Origin of the sequence: Klebsiella sp. RCJ4 (assembly GCF_009025755.1) — a bacterium.
Lineage (GTDB): Bacteria > Pseudomonadota > Gammaproteobacteria > Enterobacterales > Enterobacteriaceae > Klebsiella > Klebsiella michiganensis.
In genome coordinates this window covers 265,303-290,132 of the sequence record NZ_WCIN01000004.1, presented here as the reverse complement: position 1 = coordinate 290,132, position 24,830 = coordinate 265,303, and the positions used below count along the sequence as shown (strand labels likewise).

The window sequence follows — 24,830 nt, the reverse complement described above, 5'->3', positions numbered from 1 at the left end:
ATTTCAGGAATATAAACTTTCATGAAAATAACTAAATTTGTAGCATGCATTGTCATGGTGCTATTACTGTCCGGGTGTACTGCAATTTTGTGGGGAGGAAATAAAGTCTCAGGTAGTCATCGGGTGAATGTTATGAAAATGCAGGATAGTGTCACCGATATTTTTCAGTATGAAAATATCTCCGCTTCTGTTGTTCAGGATAAGACCAATATACCTCTGATTATTCCTTCGGAAGGTATCGCATTTTTAGGTGAAAGAAATGTCTATATTCTGACAAGGGGGGCTGATGAGTTACTGTCTTTAAACAAATTAACAGACAAAATCCCACTGATTGCAGGTAAAGAAGAAAATACGCTCAAGCTTCAGTTGGCTCGTTCTGTAAAAGGGGATGCTGTCTTTCGCTTTAAGGATTCGTTACGTGTCTGGGTTAATAAAAGCGAAGGTGAGCTTTCAGAATACGATATAGATGTCATTAAGCATTCAGGCTTCCAGAACTCGAAGGGGGGATACTGGAAAGATGTCAATATTGAGGGCATAGTTCTTCCAAGGAAAAGTCTCAATTATACATTCACCAATACCGAGTCACTGGGGCGAAAGTATAAAGTTGAATTTTACGCGACCGACAATGAAACCGATTTTTATCCGAAGAATCTTGCTACCAACATTGTGCTCACACCTGTGGCCCTTGCTGCAGATATCGTATTTTTCCCTGTCTCCCTCACATTTCTACGCTTAATCATCGGGCAACAACACTAGGGTTAACTCCTGCTGGAACGCATATGAAAGATCAGACCCTGCGCTATTTTGATGCAGAAATGCGCTACCTGCGTGAAGCCGCAAAAGAGTTCGCGCAAACCCATCCCGATCGTGCAGCGATGCTCGACCTGGATAAAGCTGGTACACCGGATCCGTATGTCGAACGCCTGTTTGAAGGCTTTGCTTTCTCGATGGGACGGCTGCGCGAAAAGATTGACGACGACCTGCCGGAACTCACCGAAGGGCTGGTCAGTATGCTCTGGCCGCATTACCTGCGTACCATTCCGTCGCTTTCGGTGGTGGCACTTACCCCAGCGCTGCATGCCATGAAAATGGCCGAAGTCGTGCCCGCGGGGTTGGAGGTGTACTCCCGCCCGGTGGGGCCGAAGAACACGGTCTGTCGTTACCGTACGACCCAGGATGTAATGCTCAATCCCCTGAGTGTCTCAGCGGTCACCATGACCACCGAACCTGACGGACGTTCGCTGTTGCGGATGCGCATGGCCTGCAGTAGTCAGGCGGACTGGTCGCATGCCGACCTCAGCCGCCTGAGCCTCTATCTCGGCGCAGATGCACCCGTCAGCAGTCAGCTGCACCTGATGCTCACGAAACGACAGGCTGCCCTGTATATGCGTCTGCCCGGGCAGACCGATCGTATTCGGCTTGACGGGTACTTCTCGCCGGGAGGATTTGCGGAGGAAGACGGGCTGTGGCCGAAGGGGGATACCGCCTTCAGCGGCTACCAGTTGTTGCTGGAGTACTTCACCTTCCGCGACAAGTTTATGTTTGTCCACTTTAATGGCCTGGACGGCATCACGCCGCCTGCCGGGACAGAGTACTTCGACATTGAAGTGGTATTCAGCACGCCGTGGCCGTCTGATCTGCCGGTCACCGATGACGCGGTTCGACTGCACTGCGTGCCGGTGATTAATCTGTTCACCCTGGAGGCGGACCCGCTCACCATTACGGGCCTGGAAAGTGAGTACCTGCTGCGCCCCAAACGGCTGCAGGACGGACACACCGAGATTTACTCCGTGGATTCGGTCACCGGCTCAAACCGGACGAACGACGCGGAGTATGTGCCGTTCAGCTCCTTCCGCCATAAAGGCGGGATGATGCGCCGCCAGGCACCACCGCGTTACTACCATACCCGCGTGAAGCGCAGTGTGACCGGGCTGTATGACACCTGGCTTATCCTCGGCGGTCACCAGTGGGAAGATGACCGCCTCCTTGACCGCGAAGCCGTGTCGCTACAAATCACCGGCACCAACGGTCAGTTACCACGCCGGGCATTGCAGAGCACGCTGCTGGATAGCTGTGAGCAGGTGGTCAGTACACCGCTTTCAGTACGCAACCTCTGCAAACCGACGCTGCCGGTCTACCCGCCTGCGGAAGACCGATTCCACTGGCGGGTGCTGAGCCACCTGGGCTCCGGATTCCTGAATATGCTGAGTACCGCTGAAGTGCTGCGCGGGACGCTTGCGCTCTATAACTGGCAGGAAGATGAACTGAACACCCGGCGTCTGGAGGCTATTCAGCATGTGGAGCATCACCGCCTTCAGCGCTTTGAGCAGGGCTACCTGCTACGGGGCCTGGATATCGAAGTGATCCTCGACAGCAATGGTTTTACCGGTGAGGGCGATATTCATCTGTTTGGTGAAATGCTTAACCGGTTTTTTGCGTTGTATGTCGATATGAACCAGTTCAACCAGCTTACCCTCATCGTTCAGCCAGAAGGAAAATGCATCCGGTGGAAAGAGAATCACAGTCCGCGCCTGCCAGGCTGATGGAGCGGCTGGGTGACCGGCTGCCATATATCAATTTTTACCGCTTCTGTCAGTTGCTGGAGCAGAGCCAGCCGGACAAACCGGTTACGGGCAGCACCTGGCAGGTACGTCATGAGCCGGTACGTTTTAGGCCGCACCCGGGGATGGGCTTCCCGGCTTCAGAAATCAGGTCATTCGACGCTGCTGAGTACCCGCATCTTCCGCCGACGGTACGTATCACCTTTATGGGGCTTTATGGCGTGGAGTCTCCGCTGCCGACGCACTATATCGATGATATCACCCAGCGGCGGGAAGGGTACGAAGCCACGGCGGATTTCCTCGATATCTTCAATCACCGGCTGATTGCCCAGTACTACCGCATCTGGCGGAAATATTCGTATCCGGCAACTTTTGAGGAAGGCGGTAAGGACAAAACTTCGCAGTACCTGCTGGGGCTGGCCGGGCTCGGGATTGACGGCTGTACAGACAGTATCGCCGCGCCAGCCTCACGCTTTCTGGCGCTGCTGCCGGTCATGATGCTGCCGGGGAGGACTGCAGAAGGCATGGCCTCACTGGTGCGTCTGCTGGCACCCGGCACGCAGGTAAAAATCTGGCACCACGACAAACGCCGCGTGCCGCTGAAGAAGCCCCTGACCATGAGCGTCAGCCAGCCCGTCACCCTGACAAACCGTCCGGTGATGGGTAACTATGCCACCGATGTGAATAGTCAGGTACTGATGCGTCTGACCACCACTGACCCGGCTGAAGTGCCGGGCTGGCTACCGGGCGGGGAGCTTCACACGGATTTAATGGCTCTGCTGCATGTGTATCTTGGCTCACGGCTCGATGTGCGCCTGCAGTTATGTGTCGACCGTTGCCTGCTGCCGGATGCGACGATGAGTACTAAACCCAAAGCTGGTGCAGTGCAGCTGGGCCGCACCGCCGTGATGCGGCCGCTGAATGCGACGAATACCGTCGTACACCCTCAAATTATAAACATCAATCTTGGCCGCTATGAGCGGGTCCAGGAAAATATTCACCGCAGGGAGACCGATGAAGATGGCGATTATCGCTGGTAATTTTCCTCAGATTGCGCTGGCCGCGGGTATCACACTGATACTCGCTGGCTGTGGGCTGACGCAAAAAGTGACAGACGGCACCGTTGCCGTGACTAAATCAATTTTTTATAAGCAGATAAAGACCCTGCATCTGGATATTCGCGCCCGCGAGGCCGTCAACAGCAATGCAGGCGGCGTGGCACTGTCGACGGTGGTACGTATTTACCAGCTCAAGGACCGAAAAACCTTCGACACGACGGACTACCCGTCACTGTTTAAGGCTGACAGTCAGGCTATTAAAGCAGACCTGATAGCGGAGAAAGATATTCGTCTGCAGCCGGGTGGGGCGGTGATGGTGGATATGCCGATGGAGGAAACCGCGCAGTATGTTGCGGTGGCTGGCATGTTTATGTCGCCGGACCAGGAGAACAACACCTGGCGGGTGGTGCTGAGCCGCGATGACCTCGATCCGGATAAGGCACGCGTCATCGAAGCGGGCAACAACCGGCTGACCCTGCAGGCGCTGAAAGATGAGTGAGTCACCCCGTCCGTCACTATATGAAACGCTCTACGGCAATTTTACTGGCGGCATTGATCTGTATCAGGTCAGCGAGCAGAACCAGACCATCATTTCTGTGCTGGACAATATGCAGCGTATCCTCAACTGCCGCGCCGGTACGCTGGCGCACCTGCCGGACTACGGTCTGCCGGATATGACTAAAATCCTGCAGGGGATGCCAGGGACTGCCCATGAACTGATGGGAGCGTTATCGGCTGTACTGCTGAAGTACGAGCCGCGGCTTAAGAAAATTGATGTGGTTCTGCTTGAGCAGACTATTCCGGGGGAATTGCGTTATGCCATTGATGCCGAACTCAGGGGCATCGGTCTGGTGCGTTACGGCACGGCGTTCATGCCTGAAGGGCGCGTGCTGATACGCTACCTTAAACAGCAGCAGTATCTTGATGCACAGACCCACCTCTAATTTCCTGACGGACAGTAAAAGTATGTCGGCAAAATCACGATTTTTTCAAAAACTACAGGACCAGCACTCCTGCAGCGAAGCCTTTGATACTAAGGCGGAAGCGGATATCGCGGCGTTTCGTCAGCGGATCAGCCAGCTCCAGGCGTCAATGGAAACGTGGCTTAGGGGAGTTTGATGATTGCCCGGTCATGTAGTTTTGTCGGGGTTTCACCCCAGTTTCACCCCATTAACTCCACGCGCAAAAAACAGGCATAAAAAAACCAGCCTTAAGAGGCTGGTTTTACTGGGATTTTTGGTCGGCACGAGAGGATTTGAACCTCCGACCCCCGACACCCCATGACGGTGCGCTACCAGGCTGCGCTACGTGCCGATTCGTGGGGAACAATATTACCCGTTCCCCAAGCGAATGCAAGCCGGGAAATGACTGATTGATTTATAAATAATCAATCAGTTAGCGATAAAGCGTTTTTCATCGGTCAGCACCTGCAGCAGCAGGCTGAGCTGCGGTTTTTGATCGTTAATTTTCTCGCCGTCGCTGTTCCACGTTCGGTAAGTGCCGTTGTGATTAAGCACAACCGTGAATTTCGGCGTGGTAATGGCCAGCGTATCGCTATTGGCCGCGGTGACCCAGGCACGACGGCGGGCGGCGCTAAACAGATCCTCACCTTGCGAATACTCGTTGGCCGGGGTAGAGACGTGGAGCAAACGCTGCATCAGCGTCGTCATCACGTCTTTATTATCGGTCAGCGTCGCGATCTCCTGAGCCGGCGTGCCCGGCCAATGGATCACTAAGGGAACCTGCAGCTGCTCGCGCGACCAGCCAAACTGCTCATGCTGCGGGTTCAGCGGCATTCCACGGCCCGCGGTCACGATAACCACCGTGTTGTCCAGCTTGCCCGCTTCCCGCAGCGCGTTCAGCACGCGGCCAATTTGCGTATCGACCGCGCCCGCGGCGTTACCGTAGCGGCGGACGAAGTTTTGCTGCTGCCCGTCGTCAAAGGTAGTGCCGTTGAGAGAAACCCACGAGAACCAGCGGTTTTCATCCTGGGCGTAGCGGTCCAGCCAGTTAATCCACTGGTTTGCCGTCTGCTCGTCGCTTTGCGCTTTCGCGACGGGCAGTGAGAAATCTGACAGCAGCGCCTGACGGTAGAGCGGGCTGCTAAAGCCATCTGATGAGAACAGGCCCAGCTGATAGCCCTGCTGATTTAGCGACGTAATCAGCGCCGCAGGGATGCGCGCAGACAGAACGCCGTCCATATAGCTCGGGGAAATACCGTAGAACAGGCCAAACATGCCGCTGTCAGCGGTGTTGCCGGAGCTCATGTGCTGGGTAAAGTTCACGTTGTCTTTCGCGAACCCGGCCAGCGCCGGCATGTTTTTCTCAAAGCGCGAATAATTAAGGTTATCAACGGTAATCAGCAGCACGTTATAACCGGTACCGAGATCGCGATAACGCAGATCGCTCAGCGGATATTGCACCGAGACGGCTTCCGGCGCGCCTTGTTCCACCAGACGGCGCTGGTAGTCCTGCGCGTCGAGCAGGCCATGTTTTTCCAGGAAACGGCGCGCCGTCATCGGATAGGAGAGCGGCAGGTTGGCCCGCTGCATGGTGATCGGACGATAGAAGTTGGCATCCGCCCAGATATAGACCAGATGGCTACTGATAAAGGAGATAAAGAAGAACCAGGCAACGGGTCGGGCGTAGTGGCGGCGGCGCGTCAGGCTGCGCAGCTTCTGCCAGCTCCAGGTCGCGAAGAGCATCTCCAGGAGGAAAATGATCGGTACGCTGATAAACATCAGCTGCCAGTCGCGCGCCATCTCGTTCTGGTCGGGGTTGATAACCAGTTCCCAGACAAAGGGATTAAGATGCAGGTGGAAACGGGTGAAAACTTCGCTGTCGATTAGCAGCAGCGTCATGCCCACGGTCGCCAGAATAACCGAGATAAAGCGCATTAAGCGCTGAGAGACGACGATAAAAGTCAGCGGGAAAAGAATCAGCACGTAGCTGGTAAAGACCAGGAAGCTGAAGTGACCAACGAGGCTGACGTACGAAAAGAGGCGTCCGGCAAGCGTCGTTGGCCAGTCGGCGACAAACAGATAGCGACTGCCGAGCACCATAGCCAACAACATGTTGAAAAGGGCGAACCAGTGCCCCCAGCTGACCATCTGGGAGACTTTTTCTCGGTAGGGCTGACGAAGAGTCACCATATACTGTTGTTCGTTATCCTTAGTGCGCTGGATCGTCGTTGACAGATGACTGCAGCGCCTGGGCAAAAGAACGGGCGATGGCCTGACGCTGCGCCGGCGCGACGCTACTGTTGATCAGGTTAGTCACCATATTGCCCAGAACCATCAGTGAAAGGTCAACGGGCGCTTTATGAGTTTCCAGAACGCTCGTCAGCTCGCTGAGCAGCTGTTCGACGTGTTCATCGCTATAGCGGGATAATTGCGGCATAAACTCAAAATCTGTTTGTTCGTGAAAGGGCAACATATTACCGTAGCAGCAGCTTTTTTTCCGCATTTTTTCGCCACGACGCAAAAGCGCGCGGCTTCGCTCGCAAAGAGTCACGCGGCGGTTGCGTCGTTGCCCCCGCGGTGGTTGAATACCGCCCGGTCTAAAAGGAGAGTTTAACATGAGTCTGGATATCGACCAGATTGCCCTGCATCAGTTAATCAAACGTGATGAACAAAATCTGGAGCTGGTGCTGCGCGAATCGTTGCTGGAGCCGACGGCGACGGTTGTCGAGATGATGGCCGAACTACATCGTGTCTACAGCGCAAAAAATAAAGCCTACGGCCTGTTTAATGAAGAGAGCGAGCTGGCGCAGGCGCTGCGCGGGCAGCGTAAGGGCGAAGAAGCGTTCCTGCCGTTTAGCCGCGCCGCTACCGGGCGCCTGCGCGACGAACTGGCAAAATATCCCTTTGCAGAAGGCGGTATTGTGCTGTTTTGCCAGTATCGTTATCTGGCGGTGGAATATCTGATGGTGGCGGTGCTGAACAACCTAAGCAGCATGCGAGTCAACGAAGAGCTGGATATCAGCTCCACCCATTATCTGGACATCAATCACGCGGATATCGTCGCGCGTATTGATTTAACCGAGTGGGAAACCAACCCGGAGTCAACGCGCTATCTGACCTTCCTGAAGGGGCGGGTAGGGCGCAAGGTGGCGGATTTCTTTATGGATTTCCTCGGCGCCAGCGAAGGGCTGAACGCCAAAGCGCAGAACCGCGGCCTGCTGCAGGCGCTGGATGATTTCGCCGCCGATGCGCAGCTGGATAAATCTGAACGTCAAAACGTGCGCCAGCAGGTATACAGCTACTGCAACGAACAGCTGCAGGCCGGTGAGGAAATCGAGCTGGAGTCGCTGTCGAAAGAGCTGGCGGGCGTCAGCGAGAAGACCTTTCAGGAATTTACCGCCGAACAAGGCTACGAGCTGGAAGAGAGCTTCCCGGCGGATCGCAGCACGCTGCGTCAGTTAACCAAGTTTGCCGGCAGCGGCGGCGGGTTAACCATTAATTTTGACGCTATGCTGCTGGGCGAGCGGGTGTTCTGGGATCCGGCTACGGATACCTTAACCATAAAAGGCACGCCGCCGAACCTGCGCGACCAGCTACAGCGCCGTACTTCTGGCGGAAATTAATGCGTAAAATCCCGACGTCGAGTCGGGATTTTTTTTGCCTGAACCCGCATTACAGGGCGTAGAGGATTTCTACCCCCGCCAGGGTTAGCTGCTGTCGCAGCGCCTCGTCCAGGGTCGTATCCACGATCAGCGTACTGGCTGCCCCCAGCTCGCCGATGGCAAAGGCCGACGCGGAGTTAAGCTTTTCTTGTGACGCCATCACCACCGTTTCGGCAGCCCGCGCCGCCAGCGCGCGTTTAATGCCCGCTTCTTCATAGTCACCGGTGGTGAATCCCGCCCGTGGGTGAACGCCGGTGACGCCCATAAAAAACAGATCGGCGTTGATACGGGAAATACTCTCGAGGGCCGCAGACCCGACGCTGACGACGGAATGTTTAAACAACCGGCCGCCGATCAAAATCACCTCGATGAGCGGTTTTTCCACCAGCGCGACGGCAATCCCCGGGCTATGGGTGACCACGGTACACGCGAGGTTATCCGGCAGCAGGCGCACCATCTCTCCGGTGGTGGTGCCGCCGTCGACAACCACTACCTGACCGGGCTGAATGAGCTCAACCGCGCGCTGGGCAATGCTCTGCTTTGAGGCGATTTGCACGTTCTTTCTTGTTTCAATAGGCGCGATGGCTTCGGAAACCGGCAGCGCGCCGCCGTGGACGCGCTGCAGCTTGCCTTCCGCGGCCAGCTCCCGCAGATCCCGGCGAATGGAGTCCTCTGATACGCTAAAGCGCTGGCTGAGATCCCCGGACATCACCTGTTTTTCCTCGGCGAGGATCTGCAAAATCTGCTGTTTTCTCTGGCTGGCGAGCATCAAAATACCTTCATGAGTGATCTTGTTTGTGCACGATTATGCATGTTATGTTGCTAACTGTCACCTAAAAGGGGAAAAACATGCACGCTGACGCACCGCGCGTTCGCCATATCCGCGAAACGCTGTTATCGGATAACTGGTACACGCTCAAGAAATATACTTTTGAACTATTGCGCCGGGACGGACGCTGGCAGGAGCAGAGCCGGGAAGCTTACGACCGCGGCAACGGCGCGGTGATCCTGCTCTACAATCGTGAAAAGCAAACGGTAGTGCTGGTTCGCCAGTTTCGCTTTCCGGTGTGGATTAACGGTCATGATGGATTTTTGATCGAAGCCGCCGCCGGACTGCTGGATAACGCTTCCCCGGAAGCGCGCATCGTTGCCGAAGCCGAAGAGGAGACCGGTTTTCGCGTCACGCGCATTGAGCCGGTATTCACCGCTTACATGAGCCCCGGTTCGGTGACGGAGAAGCTTTACTTTTTCATTGCCGAATACTCTGCCGACGATCGGCGCGGCGACGGTGGCGGACTGGCGACGGAAGGGGAAGATATCGAAGTGCTGGAGTGGCCGCTGGAAAAAGCGTTGCAGGCTATTCGCGAAGGGGAAATCGTCGATGCGAAAACGATTATGCTGGTGCAGCATCTTGCGCTGAACAGGTCAACGCTACTCGACTGATAAACAAAACGCCCCGAACCTTGCGGAGCGGGGCGCTTGCCATACAACTTTCAGTCGGCGATTAAGCGCGAACGAAGTCGATGTGAGTCAGCTTCGGCTTGAACGGGTGACGCTGAACAGCCTGAGCTTTAACTTTCTCTTCTTTGCCATCAACAACGATGGTCAGAACTTCGTTGTAGAACTCAGCGTTGGTCTGCATGTTCCACACTTTGTCGTGATCCAGTTCGATTGCTACTGGCGCAGCTTCGCCGCCATAGATGATGGCCGGGAATTTGTTAGCTGCACGCAGGCGGCGGCTCGCACCCTTACCCTGCTCTTTACGTACTTCTGCGTTGATAGTAAACATTGATGTCTCTCTATATATAAATCCTGCTACAGGCGACCCAGCAGCAGGCAGATTATCTGCTTTGCGAATGCAAAAGCGGGCGGCATTATAGCCGCCATAGGTGTTTGCAGCAACCAAAACCTCAGACGTGAGGGCGATTAGCGCAGTTCGTTGGCCCGGCGGAATCGGCCCTGATAATCAAATACTTTCTCCCGCACCTGCCAGTATTGCCCCTTCATGCGCGCCACGACAAAGTCCGGATGGCGCAGAAGCGCCTGCTGGGCGAGGATATCGGCGGGCGTTATCCAGCGCAGCGGCACGCCCGGCGTTCGGGTATGCGGGCGGATAAAGAGCTGCTCAAAGGCGGTACGCTGGGCGGGCGTATGCAGGCGGAAGCGCTCACTAACATCCGCGCCATCTTCATCGTAATAGGTAATTTTTAGCCAGGCGCCTTTGTCATCCGCGCCGTGCTGCAGATCCATACCGCTACAGCGCAGCACCAGCGCGTCTTTAAGCTTCAGCGCGGCTTTCAGCATGTCGTCGGGGTCGACCAGGATGGTATCGCACTCGCGGCAGCGGCGGGCGGCGATATCGTTTTCCGCGTTACACTGCGGGCAGTTTTTAAAGCGAAAACGAAAATCACACTGCTCGCGATGGCCTTCGTCATCCTCAAACCAGCCCTGACAGCGGCGGCCAAAGTGTTCAATCAGCGTGCCGTCGGCGGTGGTTTTCCCCCAGAAGGTATTGGCGAAACCGCATGCCGGGCAAAAAACCTGGACCGGCACGTTGTCGCTTTTCCCCTTCGGCGTTCCCACTTCAGGCGCGTAAAGGTCGTGCGGATTACCGGCGTAATCGAGGATCAGGCAGTCCGTTTTACCCGGCGCCAGGCGCAGGCCGCGGCCGACGATCTGTTGGTAAAGGCTCACCGACTCGGTCGGGCGCAGGATGGCGATCAGATCGACATGCGGGGCATCAAAGCCGGTCGTCAGTACCGCGACGTTAACCAGATAGCGGTACAGCTGAGCTTTAAACCCGTTGATGATGCGATCGCGCTCCGGCCCCGGCGTTTCACCGGTGATTAAGGCCGCTTCGCCCTGCGGAAGCAACCCGGTCACTTCACGGGCGTGTTCAACGGTGGCGGCGAAAATCATCACCCCCTTGCGCGTTTGGGCAAATTCAACGATTTGGCTGACGATATGCGGCGTGACGCGCTGCTGTTTTTTCAGTTCGTGGTTTAAATCAGCCTCGCTGAACAGGCCGTTACTTTGCGCCTGCAGGCGGCTGAAGTCATATTGAACCACCGGCATATCCAGCCGCTCCGGCGGCGTCAGGTAGCCGTTCTTAATCATATAGCGCAGCGGCAGCTCGTAGATGCAGTCGCGAAATAGCGCGTTTTCATCACCGCGCACCATGCCGTGGTAGTGGAACTGGTAAATCCACCCCTTACCGAGGCGAAAAGGCGTCGCGGTCAGCCCCAGCAGGCGCAGGTGCGGATTGACCTGCTGAAGGTGGCTGATAATCTGCTGATACTGGCTGTCATCATCGTCGCTGATGCGGTGGCACTCGTCGACGATCAGCAGCGAAAACTCGCCCTGAAACTGGTCGAGGTTGCGGGCGACCGACTGCACGCTGCCAAAGACCACTTTACCGTGGCTCTCTTTACGCTTGAGGCCCGCGGCGAAAATATCCGCTTTCAGGCCGAGCGCGCAATACTTGGCGTGGTTCTGCGCCACCAGCTCTTTAACGTGCGCCAGCACCAGCACGCGACCGCGCGCCAGGCGCGCAAGTTCGGCGATAACCAGGCTTTTACCTGCGCCTGTCGGCAGCACAATCGCGGCAGGTTCATGATGGCGGCGAAACCAGGCGAGCGTCGCGTCGACCGCCTCTTTTTGGTAGGGACGTAATGTAAATGTCATGAATTTATGGCGGTTAATTAACTCGCGAATAGTATGCCACGAATCTTTTCCCTTGAGTGGTGTTAATAGCCCGTTATACTACCCCATGAAATTCTTCTTTTTCGGGCGCGTTGCCCGCTCCAGCACTTGTACAGGCTAAAAAAATCTCATGCGACTTGATAAGTTTATCGCTCAGCAACTTGGCGTTAGCCGGGCTATTGCCGGGCGTGAAATCCGCGGCAGCCGCGTTACCGTGGACGGCGACATTGTAAAAGACTCCTCCTTCAAGCTTCTGCCGGAGCATGACGTCGAGTATGACGGCAATACGCTGGTTCAGCAGACCGGCCCGCGCTACTTTATGCTCAACAAGCCGCAGGGTTACGTTTGTTCCACCGACGATCCGGATCATCCGACGGTCCTTTATTTCCTCGACGAGCCGGTGGCGCACAAGCTGCATGCCGCGGGGCGTCTGGATATCGACACCACCGGACTGGTATTGATGACCGACGATGGCCAGTGGTCGCACCGCATTACTTCCCCGCGCCACCATTGCGAAAAAACCTATCTGGTGACGCTGGAAAATCCGCTGGATGAGTCCACCGCCGAGCAGTTTGCCAAAGGCGTTCAGCTGCATAATGAGAAAGACCTGACCAAACCGGCGGTGCTGGAAGTGGTGACGCCGACCGAAGTCCGCCTGACCATTAGCGAAGGGCGCTACCATCAGGTGAAGCGGATGTTTGCCGCGGTGGGGAATCATGTGGTTGGCCTGCATCGCGAACGTATTGGCGATATCGCGCTTGATGCGTCGCTGGCGCCGGGTGAATATCGTCCGCTGACGGCAGAAGAAATTGCCAGCGTTGGCGGCCAACATGCGCGGAGTAAAACGTGACGGCAAAGCAGAATTCTTCATTAGGGATTGTGTTTATTCTTGGCCTGCTGGCCATGTTAATGCCGCTGTCGATCGATATGTATCTTCCGGCGCTGCCGGTGATTGCGGCGCAGTTTAATGTGCCGGACGGCAGCGCGCAGATGACGCTCAGTACCTATATTCTGGGCTTTGCCCTGGGCCAGCTTTTATATGGCCCAATGGCGGACAGCATGGGGCGTAAACCGGTGATACTGGGGGGCACGCTGGTTTTTGCCGCGGCGGCGGTGGCCTGCGCGCTGTCGCAGACTATCGATATGCTGATCACCATGCGCTTTTTCCACGGCCTGGCGGCCGCGGCGGCGAGCGTGGTGATTAACGCCCTGATGCGCGATATCTATCCCAAGGAAGAGTTCTCGCGGATGATGTCGTTCGTCATGCTGGTGACCACCGTCGCGCCGCTGGTGGCGCCGATGGTCGGCGGAGCGGTGCTGGTGTGGTTTAGCTGGCATGCGATCTTCTGGATCCTCGCGGTGGCGGCGCTATTAGCCTCGGCGATGATCGCCTTCTTTATTAGCGAGACCCTGCCGCCGGAACGCCGGCAGAAATTTCATATTCGCACTACGCTCGGCAACTTCGCGACGCTGTTTCGCCATAAGCGGGTGCTGAGCTATATGCTGGCAAGCGGTTTCAGCTTCGCCGGGATGTTCTCGTTTCTGAGCGCCGGCCCGTTTGTCTATATCAATATCAACCACGTTTCACCGCAGCACTTTGGCTACTATTTTGCGCTGAACGTCGTCTTCCTGTTTGTCATGACCATGATCAACAGCCGCTTTGTGCGGCGGGTTGGGGCGCTGAACATGTTCCGCGCCGGGCTATGGATCCAGTTTGCGATGGCGGCGTGGATGGTCGTGTGCGCGCTGTTTGGCGTGGGGTTCTGGGCGCTGGTGTTTGGCGTGGCGGCGTTCATCGGCTGCGTTTCGATGGTCTCCTCTAACGCGATGGCGGTGATTCTCGATGAGTTTCCGCATATGGCCGGGACCGCTTCCTCGCTGGCAGGGACGTTCCGTTTCGGGATTGGCGCCATTGTCGGCGCGCTGCTGTCGATGGCGACGTTTACCACCGCCTGGCCAATGCTGATTTCTATCGCCTTCTGCGCCAGCAGCTCCATCCTCATTTACCTCTACGCCAGCCGACGGCGCAAAGCCGCGCGCTAAGCGACTTTCAGGGGGCGATATCGCCCCTTTTTTTGATGCATGTCAACCAAATCTGGCTTCTCTGTTCAGCGATTTGTTTATTTTATGTAAAATCAAATCGTTTAAAAAGTCGCATGATTGCGATAAAAAAGTTGTTTTAGATCACAGAAACGGGTACATATAGCCCGAAGATGTTCCATCTGCACAATTATAAACTTTTACATTACAAACCAATAACACGGCTATGCCACTGGTGTAAGCGTTTTCTGTGCAGGAAGAGGACTGGTTGTCAATAATGTGTTAGTATTGATGTAAAATTATTGTGAAGTATTTTGCTTCCGGGGTAAACACGTGAATACACTGCAACTCTCTATCGTACACCGTCTGCCGCAGAGCTATCGCTGGCTGGCCGGTTTTGCAGGTTCAAGAGTTGAACCGATTCCGCAAAACGGCGCCCAGAGTGAAAACAGCCTCGTGGCGTTGAAATTACTCAGCCCCGATGGCGAAAGCGCGTGGCCGGTCATGCATAAGCTCAGCCAGGCGCTTAGCGACATCGAGGTCGACAGCTCTGTCGTTGAATGCGAAGGGGAACCGTGCCTGTTTGTTAACCGTCAGGACGAATTCGCTGCAACCTGCCGCCTGAAAAATTTCGGCGTGGCGATTGCGGAACCTTTCTCCGGCAACAATCCCTTCTGACCGTCAGCTTAACGCCAGCAGCTGACGGGTATATTCCTGCTGCGGAGCGGTAAATACGCGCTCGCACTCACCCTGCTCGACGACTTCCCCCTGCCGCAGCACCATCACCTGATGACACAACGCCCGCACGACGCGTAAATCATGGCTGATAAAAATATAGGCCAGCTGATGCTTTTGCTGTAACGCCTTCAGCAGCGCGAGGATTTGCGCCTGTACGGTTTTATCCAGCGATGAGGTGGGCTCATCCAGCACGATAAGCTGCGGTTTGACGACCAGCGCCCTGGCGATCGCGATGCGCTGACGCTGGCCGCCGGAGAAGGCGGCAGGGTAGCGATGCCGTGAGTGTGGATCGAGGCCGACCTCCTGCATCACCTGAATCACCGCCTGCTCCCGTTCGGCCGGCGTGAGCGTCGGTTGATGGACGCGCAATCCCTCTTCGATAATTTGCAGCACGTTGAGCCGCGGGTTTAGCGATGAGTTAGGATCCTGAAAGACCACCTGCATGCGACGACGCAGCGGCAGCATCTGCCGACGATTACGTCCCTGAAGCGCCTCACCGTCAAAGGCGATCGCGCCATCGGAATGAATCAGACGCAGAAGCGCCAGCCCGGTGGTGCTTTTGCCCGATCCGGACTCGCCGACCAGCCCCAGCGTTTCTCCCGCGCGCAAATGAAAGCTGAGGGCGTTAACGACCCGGTTATGATCGACAACTCGCCGCAGCAGACCTTTACGTATCGGGAAGGCGATAGTCAAATTTTCCGCCCGCAGCAACACCGGGGCATCGGGTGCGAGCGGGACGGGATCGCCCGACGGCTCGCTATCCAGCAGGCGGCGGGTATAAGGGTGTTCGGGGGCGGAAAACAGCGCCCGGCAGCCGTTTTGTTCCACGCAGCGGCCGTTCTGCATCACCGCGACGCGGTCGGCGAGCTGACGAACGATGCTCAGATTATGGGTGATAAACAGCAGCCCCATATTCAACTCTTGCTTCAGCTCCCGCAGCAGCGTGAGGATTTGCGCCTGCACCGACACGTCCAGCGCGGTGGTGGGTTCGTCGGCGATAAGCAGCTCCGGGCGGGTTAACAGCGCCATGGCGATCATCACCCGCTGGCGCTCGCCGCCGGAAAGCTGATGGGGATAGTCGGCCAGCCGCCGGGGCGCGCTGCGGATGCCGACGCGATCGAGGCAGTCGAGGATTTCCCCGCGCGCCGCTTCTTTGCGCATCCCGCGATGCAAAGAGAGCACTTCGTACAGCTGTTTTTCCAGAGTATGCAGTGGATTAAGCGAAACCATCGGCTCCTGAAAGATCATCGCGATGCGGTTACCGCGCACGCCGCGCAGGGTGCGTTCATCCGCGTGCAGCAGCGACTGGCCGTGAAAACGGATGTCGCCGGCAGGATAGCTGACCGGCGGCGACGGGAGTAGCCGCAGCACCGATAGCGCGGTCACGCTCTTCCCGGAGCCGGACTCGCCGACCAACGCCAGGGTCTCGCCGACGGCAATCTGCAGCGACAGTTCGCTGACGACGGGAGTTGTCTCACCCTGCTGGCGAAAGGCGATGGAGAGGTTATCGATATCTAACAAAGGTTGCGTCATGCTACACCGCCTTGCTTGGGTCAAAGGCGTCGCGAACCGCTTCACCAATAAAAATCAATAACGTCAGCAGTACCGCCACCGACAGAAAGGCGGCGATGCCCAGCCAGGGCGCCTGCAGGTTGTTTTTACCCTGCAACAGCAGTTCGCCCAGCGAAGGGGAGCCCAGCGGCAGGCCAAAGCCGAGGAAATCGAGCGAGGTCAGGGTGGTTATCGAACTGCACAGAATGAACGGCAGGAAGGTCAGGGTGGCGACCATGGCGTTAGGCAGCATATGGCGCAGAATAATGGCGCGATCGCTGACGCCGAGCGCCTGCGCGGCGCGGATATAATCATAGTTACGGGTGCGCAGGAACTCAGCCCGGACCACGCCGACCAGCGTCATCCAGCCGAACAGCACGGTAATGGCCAGCAGCCACCAGAAGTTGGCCTGTACAACGCTTGAGAGCAGGATAATCAAAAACAGCGTCGGCATTCCCGACCAGACTTCGATAAACCGCTGCCCCCAGAGGTCAATCTTCCCGCCGTAATACCCCTGAACGGCGCCGGCCATCACCCCCAGTACGCTGGAGAAGAAGGTCAGCAGCAGTCCAAAGAGAATGGAAATGCGCGTGCCGTACAGAATACGCGCCAGCACGTCCCCGCCGTTGGCATCGGTGCCCAGCCAGTTCTGTCCTGACGGCGGCGAAGGGAAGGGCGCGTCGGTGGCGAAATTAATGGTCGTCGCGCCGAAACGAACCGGCGCCCACAGGGCCCAGCCGTTATCCGCCAGCCGTTTTTGCAGCCACGGGTCCTGATAGTCGGCGGCGGTGGCAAAGCTGCCGCCGAAGGTGGTCTCACTGTAGTTTTTCAGGAGCGGAACGTAGAAGCTGCCGCGGTACTGAACCAGCAGCGGCTTATCGTTAGCAATAAGCTCTGCGCTCAGGCTACAGGCGAAAAGCGCTAAAAAGAGCCATAGCGACCAGTAGCCGCGGCGGTTGTGGCGAAAACGCGCCCAGCGGGCCTGATTGACGGGACTAAAAAATGACATTAGCGGCCCTCAAAATCGATTCGCGGATCGACCAGCGTATAGCTGATATCGCTGATGATATTCAGCAGCAGGCCAATCAGAGTAAAAATATAGAGCGTGCCGAACATGACCGGGTAATCGCGAGATACGGTGGCCTCATAGCCCAACAGTCCCAGTCCGTTTAGCGAGAACATCACCTCAATCAGCAGCGAGCCGGTAAAAAACATACTGATAAAGGTGGCCGGGAAACCGGCAATCACCAGCAGCATCGCGTTACGAAACACGTGGCCCCAAAGGATCTGCTTTTCGCTGACGCCCTTGGCGCGTGCGGTAACCACGTACTGCTTGCGGATTTCATCAAGAAAGCTGTTTTTGGTCAGCATCGTGAGGGCGGCAAAACCGCCGATCACCGTTGCCAGCACCGGTAGGGTGATATGCCAGAGATAGTCGAGGATTTTTTGGTACCAGGGCAGGCTGTCGAAGTTGGCTGACACCAGCCCGCGCAGCGGAAAGAGATCGAAATAGCTGCCGCCGGCAAAGATAACGATCAGCAAAATGGCAAACAGGAACGCCGGGATGGCATAGCCGATAATAATCAGCGTACTGCTCCAGACGTCAAAATGGCTGCCGTTGCTGACCGCTTTACGGATCCCCAACGGAATCGACACCAGATAGATGATGAGCGTACTCCACAGGCCCAGGGTGATTGAGACCGGCAGGCTGTCTTTAATCAGCTGCAGTACCGATGAGCTGCGAAACAGGCTATCGCCAAAATCAAAGCGCAGATAATCACCGAGCATTTTAAAATAACGCTCGTGCAGCGGCTTATCAAAGCCGTAGCGGTGGGTTATCTCGGCAATCACCTCCGGGTCCAGCCCGCGCCCGCCGCGATAGTGCCCATCGCTGATGTTGCTGACCCCGGTACGCGCATGGCTGGCGGCCATGCCGCCATCTCCGGCGCCGGGCAAGCCGCCGCGGTCGCCGAACTCAATCGCCGCAATCGCCTGATCGACCGGACCGCCGGGCGCGATCTGCACAATAAAAAAGTTAATGGTGATAATCGCCCACAGGGTGGGGATGATGAGCAGTAGTCGGCGGAGCAGATATGCACCCATCTTAATTCCTTAGCGTCTGTCCGCGGGGAGTCTGGCCGCTTTGCTTGCGTCGTACCACCAGTTTTCGAAACCGGAGGAGTAGACCGCGCGGGTCTGCGGGAAGGAGAATTTGTCCCAGTATGCGGTTCGGTCCTGCGCCATATACCACATCGGCAGCATGTAATAGTTCCAGGTCAGCACGCGGTCGAGAGCCCGGCCCAGCGGCAGCAGCTTTTCTTTATTACCCTGCCAGCGAATAATCTGCGCGATGAGCCGGTCGACGGCCGGGCTTTGTACCCCTGAGGCGTTATAGCTGGAGTTAATATATTCGGAGTCCCAGGAGACTTGCAGGTCGGTGCCGGGCCAGGGCGTGGCGCGCCAGACGTTGGGCATCATGTCGTAATCCCGGCTGCGCTTGCGGTTACTGTACTGGGAGTTGTCGACCTGGCGAATATCCATGACGATGCCGAGCCGCTGGAGGTTGTGCTGGAAGGGCAGGACCCAGCGATCGCTGCTGCCGGAAGCAAGCAGCAGCTCAAAGCGTAACGGTTTGCCGCTTTTCGCATTAACCCGCCGCTGGTTTTTCACTATCCATCCCGCCTGGTTAAGGATGGCATCCGCCTTCAGCAAGTTTGCGCGTTCGAAACCATCGCCGCTGGAAACCGGGGGGCGGTATATCTGCGTGAAAACTTCGGCCGGGATCTCTTTTTTCAGCGGCGTTAACAGCGCCAGCTCGTCGGCATCCGGATAATCGCGCGCCGCGTATTCGGTATTCTGAAAGAAGCTGTTGGCGCGGCTGTAGGAGTGATAAAACAGCGCCTTATTCATCCATTCAAAATCAAAGGCGAGGGTAATGGCTTCGCGTACCCGGCGGTCGGAAAATACCGGGCGCTGAATGTTAAAGGCCAGCCACTGCGTATTCTGCGCCGAGGTGTTGGTGTATTCATCTTTAACGATATAGCCGTGGGTAAAATTGCGCCCGACGTAGCGGGTAGCCCAGTTCTTGGCAACGTTCTCTTCGCGACGGTCGACGGCGCCGGCCTTAAAGGCTTCGAAAGCGACGTTGTCGTCCAGGTAATAGTCGTAGCGCAGCGTATCGAAATTCCAGCGCCCGCGGTTGACCGGTAAGTCGGCGGCCCAGTAGTCCTTAACCCGCGAGTAGGTAATGTACTGGCCCATGCGCCAGGCGGTGATGCGATACGGGCCGCTGGCCAGCGGTGGGGCGGATAGCGGGTCGCTGAGTTTATGGTTTTTCCAGAATTTTTCCGGCATGACGGGCAGCGTCATCAGGCTAAGCATGTTCTCTTTGCCCGGTTTGGCTAAATCAATGCGTACGGTGAGCGGAGCGATGGCTTTTACGGTGGTGCCTTTATAATAGAGGCGAAACTGCGGCACCCCTTCGGTCATAAACTTCTGGAAGGTAAACGCGACATCGCTGGCGGTGACGGGGCTGCCATCGTGATAGCGGGCGCGGGGATTGAGCGCGATCTCCATCCATGAAAAATCATCGGCATAGCGCGTATCCTCGGCGATCAGCGGATAGTAGCTGCCGGGCTCATCATCAGAGGTGGTGAATAGCGTGTCGTATAAGCTTTCGGTACGAATACCGGGGTTGCCGCGCATGGCGTAGCGGTTGAAATTATCAAAAGTACCGATGGCCGCGAGGGTAATCGCCCCGCCTTTAGGCGCGGCGGGGTTGGCATAATCGTAATGGTCAAAGCCCGCGGCGTATTTCGGTTCGCCGATAATAGCGAACCTGTCGCTCTCTTTAATCGTTTGCGCCTGGCTCTGCAGGCTAAATAAGGTCAGCAGGATCAGGCTGATGCGTGCAAAAATAACCAGGATGTCGCCCTCCAATGCCAGACCTGAAGCGGTCTGACCTTTGATAGCAAATAATAAAGGACCCTTAGCGGCTTGTGAAATATTTCGCCGGTTCATCATGGGCGGCGATCAGCGCGTCCAGCGTCAGCGGCCGGCTTAACCAGTAGCCCTGTAAATAGTTTACCCCGTGGTCGCGCAGCCATTCCGCTTGTTCCTGCGTTTCCACCCCTTCAGCGACCGTGGTGAGCTTCAGGCGGCGGCTCAGGGTGATAACGGCATCAAGCACCGGCGAGGTGACGGTCTCAGTGCCGATAGCCTGCACGAAGCCGCGGTCTATCTTCAGGTAATCAAAGTTATAGCGCTCCAGATAGATTAGCGCGCTATGGCCGGTACCAAAATCATCAATCGCAATTTCAAAGCCCTGTTCGTGCAGCCAGTCGAAGTTCCCTAAGGAGCGATTCTTATCGATCATCGCGCGCTCGGTGATCTCCAGCACCACGCTAAAATGGCCGGCCGGCATGGCGGCGGCGAAGTGCTGAAGGTCCTGCTGAAAGCTGCCTGCGTGCAGATGAAGGGGGGAGATATTTATTCCCAGCTTGCTCCCTGCGGGCAGGAGCGTTTGCAGAACAGGCGCATCCTGCGCAATCAGTTTTAACAGATGGCGGGTGAGCGGAATAATGATCTGTTGGGTTTCAGCAAGGTTGATAAACACATCGGGAGGGATCTCGCCGGCCACGGGATGTCGCCAGCGCATCAGCACCTCAACGCCGCTGATGCGCAGCGTCTCTGACCTCACCACCGGTTGATAAACCACATAGAACTGATCGTTTTTGATCGCCAGCAGCAGCTCTTTGCGCGGGTCCGATTTAATCGTCAGGATGTAGTAGCTTAAAAGCCCGGCCAGCAGCCCGCACACGACGCCCAGCAGCAGAGCAAACTGCGTATTCTCCGCCAGCCAGCTGTTCGCGTAGAGATAAACCTTCAGCGGCAGGCCGTCGATTTGCGTCTGGCGAATGGGCGGCGAGAGCAGCGTCTGCGGGTCGATAAGTTGGTTGCTGAAGGTGGAAATGGCGGTGTCCTTAATGGCCAGCGCCAGGCCGCTGAAATCATTCTGTCGGGCTGAGTAGAGAATATAGGGCGTCAGGTTGGCATTAATCGAGACAAAAATACCGTCTTTCCCGCCGTGTGGGCTGCGGACCCACAGCGCCAGCGCGGCGCTTTTCGGCATCATTGGCGTCCCGGGCAGAATCGCCATATCGACCGCTTGAGTAAGATTAAGCTGCGGAATGAGCTGGGTTAAGGGCGTGTTCATAGCGCCTGTGGCGGAGGAGCAAAACGCAAGGCCATTTTTGACCAGCAGGATGGCGCGGACGTTCGGGCTGAATGCCGCATGGGCGGTTAAGCCTGAGGCAACGTTTTCACAGGGTTGATCGACCAGCGGCTGCATGCCCTGAATCGTCTGATTCAAATCGTGAAAGTAGTCCTGCAGATACGTATGAACGTTGTGAATAATGGCGTCGAAACGCTCCGCACGGTTGTGATAAATCACCATAAACTGGATGCTACCGGCCAGCAGGGCGACGGCTATTCCAACACATATGCTGGTCAGCCAGATTTTTCGCCGGGGAGCGAGATGACGGGTAGGCATAGGCTATATAGTCAGTCCGTATTGTTGATTTGCGCCAGGGGGCTGATAGAAATCGCTTTTTCTATCCCTGCTTAAAGACATCGCTTATTTTACGAAGTTTCCTGGCTGGCGAGCAAAAAAAAACACCGCCTCGGCAGTGTTTTTTTTATTTCTTTCGTTGGCCAAGGGATTAACCAACGGCAGAAGACGATTACGAACGGCTCAGAACGCGTCGCGCTTCGTTATAGCGCTTTTTCCAGTACGGCTCATCCATGCTTGAAATCGTCACACCGCTGCTGGTGGAAGCATGAACAAACTGATTGTTGCCGATGTAGATCCCTACATGGCGGCCCGTAGAACCTGCACGGAACAGAACTAAATCACCGGTGCGCAGCTGCGCGCGGCTGATCGATTTTCCGGAATCCTGCTGCTCTGAAGTCGAGCGCGGCAGTTCCAGGCCAAACTGTTCGCGGAAAGTCCGTTGCACAAAGGCGGAACAATCGATGCCTTTACGGGTGCTGCCGCCGAGGCGGTAACGCACGCCCTTCCAGCTGGCATATTGATCCATCAAGCGGGACTTAACGTCCAGGTTGCGGACCATTGTTTCAAATTCATCCTGAGAGGCTTGCAGTGATGATAAATCGCCACTACCCACAGCAAGCGTCTCAGAATGCATATTCCTGGCGGTACTATTTGAACTACACGCGGAAAGCAGAACCGCAACTGCAATCGCGGGGGCGACCCGCAAGATATATCTCAAAATCGGCTGAGATTTGACCATGCTGTGTGTTATCCCTTGTTGTCCTTAACGACAATGTCGTTATAAAAAATGCCAAACGTGTTAGAGCCTAATTACCTGGTCGCAATGAGACAATTCCGTAAGCATAAAACTGTGGACTGACGCACAAATTTATTCATTCTCTGAATTGATGTCGCTGACGAGGCAAAACGAGATTGAGGTTACCCGATCAACCGGGGGATGGCGAGCGGTTTTACGCATTTTCTTATAAGTATTTTTGCGACAAAAAGTGAATCATCGGCAAAGGGCAAAATAGCGACAGCAATGGGTAAAAAATACGCAATTTACTCATTTCTAACATGATTACTATGACGGGAAGATGATGCCGGATGAGAAAAAACGCGCGGACAAAAAAAGGGACCCAGAACGATCCCTTATGAATGATATTAATTAATTGTAAAGATAGATTTAATTTTTAGTTTTTCTACCCGGAAGATAACGCTCAAATAACGCAATGACATTATCACTCAGCGGGGTCATCAATACCCAGGGGGCGCCAATGAGTACCGCCGTTAATGAGCCGACGGCAATATCGGTAAACCAGTGAGCGCCAATCATTACGCGTGGAAAAGCGAACACCACGAATATGACCAGCGCGATGGCAAACGCCCGGCGACCAAAATAGCGCCACATAAATGAGGCAAAAATCAGCAGCATCATACCGTGATCGCCTGGAAAGCTATCTTTAGACGCATCTTTAGTGGGGAAGGAGATCACATCGCTCACTTTGGTGATATCGGTAAAAGAGAGCGAAGGGCTGGCGCGCTTAACCGGCATCAGGTGCTGGGCAAGCTGATTGATGATGACGGCGGCCAGCAGCATCGCCAGGCCGATGATAATCACCCGGCGGCGTCCGGCGCTCTGCTCTTTGAACCAGAAGCTTAGCATCAGGCTGCCCATTGCCAGTAGCGAGCAGGCATCAAATGCGCGGTTGTTGATAATCGCCAGCAGCCAGGTGTAAGCGGTGCTCACGCCAACCAGATGGTTAAAGAAATAGAAGATCGCTGAGTCCAGCGGATTCCAGAAACCATGGTTAACGGGAAGGTACCATGAACAAAAAAGCGCAACACCCGCCGCGTTCAGCAGCAGGATTAGGGGAATTCGATTTTTAATCATAACTATCGTGTGTTGGGTAAACGACGGCAACCATAGCCGTCTTAACTTAAACGAATCCTCAACAAGGAGGCCTGCAGTGCGTTCCAGTCCGTTTCGGTATCGGCAATCAGCTCGATACGGCTATCGGGGGGAGAAACGTTCTGCGTCTCAATATGCAGATCGCGCTGCTGGCGGTTGATGCGTACCACTCCTTCCGCGATGCGCATCACGCCTTTTACACGCCCGACCGGCGCCAGGCGCGCCCATTCGAGCAGGGCCACGGTGTCGAAAACGGTTTCGGCGTCAAAAATCCAGCCGCAGGCGTGATAGCCCTGGCCGCTATTGAGGCTGCGACGCCAGCGCTGATGGGCAGGGAGGCTCAGTGCCGCAAGGCCCTGTTTCTGCCCGTGGCCGTGCGCGTGTTCGGGGCTGGCGGGAAGCGGCGCAAGATTGCGGCGCGGCAAATCAAGCAGTGCCGGGTCGATATTCCCCCGCGTGGCGCTGACGAACCGCCGATCGCCGGCATAGGTCTGCCACCAGGCGGCGAATGCGCGTTGGCTTTCCTCCGTTGCGCGGTCGGCTTTATTACTGATAATGACGTCAGCGGCGGCCAGCTGGTCGCGAAAGTTGTCGTTGGTCACAATTTTTTCGTCCAGCAGCTGGCGCGGATCCAGCACGCATAAGGTGGCGCGCAGGTCGATCCACGGCTCGTATATTGCGGCGGTCAGCATATCGAGGATCTGTTTAGGATGGCCAAGCCCGGTGGGTTCAATCAGCAGGCGATCGGGTTTGCCCTGGCGCAGCAGGGTGTTGAGCCCGACCTGCATCGGCAGACCGTTCACGCAGCACATGCAGCCGCCGGGGATCTCTTTGAGCAGCGCGCCGCTTTCCGCCAGCAGCCCGCCGTCAATGCCCACTTCACCAAACTCGTTGACCAGCACGGCCCATTTTTCATCCGCGGGCTTATGGGCCAGCAGATGCAGAATCGACGTCGTCTTGCCGCTGCCGAGAAACCCCGTGATCAAATTGGTTTTGGTCACTTTTTCTCCAGGATAAATGTAATGTTGTAACAGTTACGCTATCCTGACGAAAAAAAGGGGAAAAGAGAAGTCCTACCGCGGACAGAAGGAGG

General features: G+C 56.1%; 23 protein-coding genes and 1 tRNA gene. 10 read left to right on the top strand and 14 right to left on the bottom strand.

The genetic code is table 11. From position 1 onward, the window contains the following. Nucleotides 1-21 precede the first annotated feature (21 nt). The 5 genes from F8562_RS02345 to tssE are packed head-to-tail and all read left to right on the top strand — an operon-like array spanning nt 22 to nt 4,563. Nucleotides 22-756, top strand: coding sequence for a hypothetical protein (locus F8562_RS02345; protein WP_032693683.1), 735 nt, complete (start codon nt 22-24; stop codon nt 754-756). Between the two features lie 23 nt (nt 757-779). Continuing rightward, complete coding sequence (tssF, locus tag F8562_RS02340) at nt 780-2,543, top strand: type VI secretion system baseplate subunit TssF (protein ID WP_014839078.1); 1,764 nt, start codon at nt 780-782, stop codon at nt 2,541-2,543. Then, the gene (gene tssG, locus F8562_RS02335; protein ID WP_032693684.1) at nt 2,498-3,601 is read left to right on the top strand and encodes a type VI secretion system baseplate subunit TssG; all 1,104 of its coding nucleotides are present in this window, start codon (nt 2,498-2,500) and stop codon (nt 3,599-3,601) included. The genes tssF and tssG overlap by 46 nt, the downstream gene beginning before the upstream one ends. After that, nucleotides 3,582-4,118: a type VI secretion system lipoprotein TssJ gene (gene tssJ / locus F8562_RS02330; protein WP_014230185.1), complete on the top strand. Its 537-nt coding sequence runs from the start codon at nt 3,582-3,584 to the stop codon at nt 4,116-4,118. The genes tssG and tssJ overlap by 20 nt, the downstream gene beginning before the upstream one ends. After that, a complete protein-coding gene (gene tssE / locus F8562_RS02325) occupies nt 4,111-4,563 on the top strand; it encodes a type VI secretion system baseplate subunit TssE (RefSeq protein WP_014230184.1) in 453 nt (150 codons plus the stop codon). The genes tssJ and tssE overlap by 8 nt, the downstream gene beginning before the upstream one ends. A 293-nt stretch (nt 4,564-4,856) precedes the next feature. Here the strand turns inward: tssE and F8562_RS02315 are convergent. The 3 genes from F8562_RS02315 to F8562_RS02305 form a co-directional block, all read right to left on the bottom strand. Beyond that, a tRNA-Pro gene (locus tag F8562_RS02315) sits at nt 4,857-4,933 on the bottom strand. A 77-nt stretch (nt 4,934-5,010) separates the two neighbouring features. Beyond that, entirely contained in the window at nt 5,011-6,771 is a 1,761-nt protein-coding gene (gene yejM / locus F8562_RS02310; RefSeq protein ID WP_014230182.1) for an LPS biosynthesis-modulating metalloenzyme YejM, read from the bottom strand. 19 nt (nt 6,772-6,790) lie between these two features. Then, the gene (locus tag F8562_RS02305; protein ID WP_042934393.1) at nt 6,791-7,018 is read right to left on the bottom strand and encodes a YejL family protein; all 228 of its coding nucleotides are present in this window, start codon (nt 7,016-7,018) and stop codon (nt 6,791-6,793) included. 178 nt (nt 7,019-7,196) lie between these two features. Between F8562_RS02305 and yejK the strand changes: the two genes are divergently transcribed. Next, nucleotides 7,197-8,204: a nucleoid-associated protein YejK gene (gene yejK, locus F8562_RS02300; RefSeq protein WP_004122954.1), complete on the top strand. Its 1,008-nt coding sequence runs from the start codon at nt 7,197-7,199 to the stop codon at nt 8,202-8,204. A gap of 49 nt (nt 8,205-8,253) precedes the next feature. Here yejK and F8562_RS02295 read toward each other — a convergent pair whose 3' ends face one another. Continuing rightward, a complete protein-coding gene (locus F8562_RS02295) occupies nt 8,254-9,012 on the bottom strand; it encodes a DeoR/GlpR family DNA-binding transcription regulator (RefSeq protein ID WP_014230181.1) in 759 nt (252 codons plus the stop codon). 80 nt (nt 9,013-9,092) lie between these two features. Here F8562_RS02295 and F8562_RS02290 point away from each other — a divergent pair, with 80 nt between their 5' ends. Then, on the top strand, nt 9,093-9,686 hold the full coding sequence (locus tag F8562_RS02290) for an NUDIX domain-containing protein (protein ID WP_014230180.1): 594 nt from the start codon (nt 9,093-9,095) through the stop codon (nt 9,684-9,686). Between the two features lie 61 nt (nt 9,687-9,747). Here the strand turns inward: F8562_RS02290 and rplY are convergent, their stop codons facing one another. Next, the gene (gene rplY / locus F8562_RS02285; protein WP_004114143.1) at nt 9,748-10,032 is read right to left on the bottom strand and encodes a 50S ribosomal protein L25; all 285 of its coding nucleotides are present in this window, start codon (nt 10,030-10,032) and stop codon (nt 9,748-9,750) included. Between the two features lie 137 nt (nt 10,033-10,169). Beyond that, nucleotides 10,170-11,927: a DEAD/DEAH box helicase gene (locus F8562_RS02280; protein ID WP_014839073.1), complete on the bottom strand. Its 1,758-nt coding sequence runs from the start codon at nt 11,925-11,927 to the stop codon at nt 10,170-10,172. Between the two features lie 148 nt (nt 11,928-12,075). Here F8562_RS02280 and rsuA point away from each other — a divergent pair, with 148 nt between their 5' ends. The 3 genes from rsuA (at nt 12,076) to F8562_RS02265 (ending at nt 14,663) form a co-directional block, all read left to right on the top strand. Continuing rightward, nucleotides 12,076-12,795 (top strand): 16S rRNA pseudouridine(516) synthase RsuA, encoded by a 720-nt coding sequence (gene rsuA / locus F8562_RS02275; RefSeq protein ID WP_014230178.1) that lies wholly within the window; start codon nt 12,076-12,078, stop codon nt 12,793-12,795. Next, nucleotides 12,792-13,988, top strand: coding sequence for a Bcr/CflA family multidrug efflux MFS transporter (locus F8562_RS02270; protein WP_094909402.1), 1,197 nt, complete (start codon nt 12,792-12,794; stop codon nt 13,986-13,988). Before rsuA ends, F8562_RS02270 begins: the two co-directional genes overlap by 4 nt. A 330-nt stretch (nt 13,989-14,318) precedes the next feature. Beyond that, nucleotides 14,319-14,663, top strand: coding sequence for a YejG family protein (locus F8562_RS02265; protein WP_004122937.1), 345 nt, complete (start codon nt 14,319-14,321; stop codon nt 14,661-14,663). A gap of 3 nt (nt 14,664-14,666) precedes the next feature. Here F8562_RS02265 and yejF read toward each other — a convergent pair whose 3' ends face one another. The 8 genes from yejF to F8562_RS02225 all read right to left on the bottom strand — a co-directional run bounded on the left by yejF (nt 14,667) and on the right by F8562_RS02225 (nt 24,738). Further along, entirely contained in the window at nt 14,667-16,256 is a 1,590-nt protein-coding gene (gene yejF / locus F8562_RS02260) for a microcin C ABC transporter ATP-binding protein YejF (protein WP_014230176.1), read from the bottom strand. Between the two features lies 1 nt (nt 16,257). Next, nucleotides 16,258-17,283: a microcin C ABC transporter permease gene (locus F8562_RS02255; protein WP_014839072.1), complete on the bottom strand. Its 1,026-nt coding sequence runs from the start codon at nt 17,281-17,283 to the stop codon at nt 16,258-16,260. Continuing rightward, on the bottom strand, nt 17,283-18,377 hold the full coding sequence (locus F8562_RS02250; RefSeq protein WP_004122930.1) for a microcin C ABC transporter permease YejB: 1,095 nt from the start codon (nt 18,375-18,377) through the stop codon (nt 17,283-17,285). The genes F8562_RS02255 and F8562_RS02250 overlap by 1 nt, the downstream gene beginning before the upstream one ends. A 9-nt stretch (nt 18,378-18,386) precedes the next feature. Continuing rightward, nucleotides 18,387-20,192, bottom strand: coding sequence for an extracellular solute-binding protein (locus F8562_RS02245; RefSeq protein ID WP_094909416.1), 1,806 nt, complete (start codon nt 20,190-20,192; stop codon nt 18,387-18,389). Nucleotides 20,193-20,262: 70 nt separating this feature from the next. After that, on the bottom strand, nt 20,263-21,825 hold the full coding sequence (locus F8562_RS02240) for a cyclic di-GMP phosphodiesterase (protein ID WP_014839070.1): 1,563 nt from the start codon (nt 21,823-21,825) through the stop codon (nt 20,263-20,265). 190 nt (nt 21,826-22,015) lie between these two features. Further along, nucleotides 22,016-22,585 carry a bifunctional murein DD-endopeptidase/murein LD-carboxypeptidase gene (gene mepS, locus F8562_RS02235; RefSeq protein ID WP_004122922.1) on the bottom strand — a complete coding sequence of 190 codons (570 nt, stop codon included), beginning with the start codon at nt 22,583-22,585 and terminating at the stop codon, nt 22,016-22,018. 426 nt (nt 22,586-23,011) lie between these two features. Beyond that, nucleotides 23,012-23,725 carry a phosphatase PAP2 family protein gene (locus F8562_RS02230; RefSeq protein WP_025106743.1) on the bottom strand — a complete coding sequence of 238 codons (714 nt, stop codon included), beginning with the start codon at nt 23,723-23,725 and terminating at the stop codon, nt 23,012-23,014. A gap of 35 nt (nt 23,726-23,760) precedes the next feature. Further along, nucleotides 23,761-24,738 carry a CobW family GTP-binding protein gene (locus F8562_RS02225; RefSeq protein WP_089046382.1) on the bottom strand — a complete coding sequence of 326 codons (978 nt, stop codon included), beginning with the start codon at nt 24,736-24,738 and terminating at the stop codon, nt 23,761-23,763. Nucleotides 24,739-24,830: the final 92 nt, after the last annotated feature.